Source organism: Acidovorax sp. KPB24-03 (assembly GCF_057546605.1).
Genome location: NZ_BAAJYR010000558.1, coordinates 1 through 1839 on the forward strand (window position 1 = coordinate 1; position 1839 = coordinate 1839).

The 1839-nt window shown below is 72.6% G+C and carries 1 protein-coding gene; it reads left to right on the forward strand.

Annotated elements, in window-relative coordinates:
- Positions 1-181: 181 nt before the first annotated feature.
- A partial coding sequence (locus tag AC27KI_RS23910) for an ATP-binding protein (protein ID WP_487116221.1) occupies positions 182-1839 on the forward strand: 1658 nt, incomplete at its 3' end.

Genomic DNA, 1839 nt, shown 5'->3' on the forward strand with positions numbered 1-1839 from the left:
GCCCGCTGCTGGACGTGCTGCTCGACTACGACGTGATGGCCCCGCGCATCCTCGACGGCGCCCTGGCCGACGTGCTGGCGCGCGAGCGCAGCGAGGCCGCCGCCACGCCGGGCGCTGCAACGCCCGCCACGGACCCCACCCCGGCGCCCGCCGCCTGACCGACGACGAACCCCGCGCCCCCATGTTCCACCTGCAAACCCTCGAACTCGTCCACTGGGACTACTGCCAGCGCGTGGCCCTGCCGCTCGATGCGTCCATCATCACCATCGCCGGGCCCAACGGCTCGGGCAAGACCACGCTGCTCGATGCCATGCGCACCCTGCTGGGCCTGCGCTGCTCGGCCCCGCGCGACTACCGCACCTACGCGCGCCACGCCGGCGCGCAGACCGCCTGGCTGCGCGCCGTGGTGGACAACCGGCCCCAGGGCCGCCAGACCTCCAGCCGCCCGTTCGCGCGGCGCCTGCTGTACGGCGACCAGGTCACGCTGGCCTGCCGCATCGACCGCAACGGCGGCGACTGGCAGCGCCGCTACTGCCTGCTCGACGGCGACGTGGGCATCGAACAACTGCGCGACACGCCCGAGAAAGACCTCGGGTTCATGGGCGTGGAAGCCTGGGGCCGCGTGCTGGGCGCGGCGGGCCTGTCGCCCGCCATCGCCCGCGTGCTCTCGCTGGAGCAGGGCCAGACCGACCGCCTGTGCGAATTCAGCCCGCGCGAGCTGCTGCGCCTGGTGTTCGACGTGTTCGGCGACCAGCAGGTGCTCGATGCCTACGACCAGGCGCGCGAGCACCAGCAGCAACTCGTGCGCGAAATGGCCCAGGCCGAGCGCGAGCTGGACCACGGCCGCGCGCAGCTGGCCGAGCTGCAAAACCGCGTGGCCAGCTACCAGAGCTGGCAAATGAAGGTGGCCGAGCGCGAGCGCCTGGCGACCGAAGTGCTGCCCGTGCTGGCTTGGCACGGCGAGCGCGAACATTTGACCAAACAGGCTCGCGAACTGCGCCGCCAAAAGACCCAGCACCGCAGCGCCCTGGCCGACCAGGCCGTGCAGAACAAGCGCCTGCTCACGCTGATCGAAGAAAGCGCCCGCGCCCAGTCCGACGCCACCCGGCTGCTGGCCGAGCGCGACGAGGCCCGCACCGCGCTGGACGACGCCACGCGCCACGAATCGCCGCTGGAGCAACTCGCCAAGCGCGAGCAGGAGCTGCTGGCGCTGGTGGACAAGGGCAGCAACGCCGACGAGCTGCAGGCCCACTTGGCCCGGCTGCAGGCCGAAGAGGCCGAGGCGCAGGACGAGCGATCGGCCCTGCAGCAGCGGCGCAAGCTCGCGCAGCAGGCCCTCCAGGCCCTGGAAGGCCAGCACCTGCCGCCGCTGCCGCACGAGGTGCAGCAGTTCCGCAAGCGCCTGGTGGCTCAGGGCATCGGCCACCGGTTCGTGGCCGAGGTGGTCGAGGTGGCCGACGAGCAATGGCGCGCTGCCATCGAAGGCGTACTGCGCGGCCACCGCTGGGTGGTGCTGCTGGACAAGGACAGCGACCTGGCCGAGGCCTACGAGATCGGCGAGCGCGAGCGCTACCGCCACTACCTCGTCGGCCCGGGCGAGAAGGCCCTCAAGGGCGATCCCGGCACGCTGCTGTCCCACGTGCGCTTCACCGCGCCCGTGCCGCGCTGGCTGGTGCAGCAGATGCAGCAGCTGCGCTGCGTGGCCGATCCGCGCGAGGGCAAGCGCCTGGGTGGCACCTGGATCACGCCGCAGGCCTACATGCACGACGGGCGCGGCGCCCGCTCCATGTGGGTGGAGCCGCGCGAGCACCAGTTCGGCGCCGCCGCCGTGCACGCCCC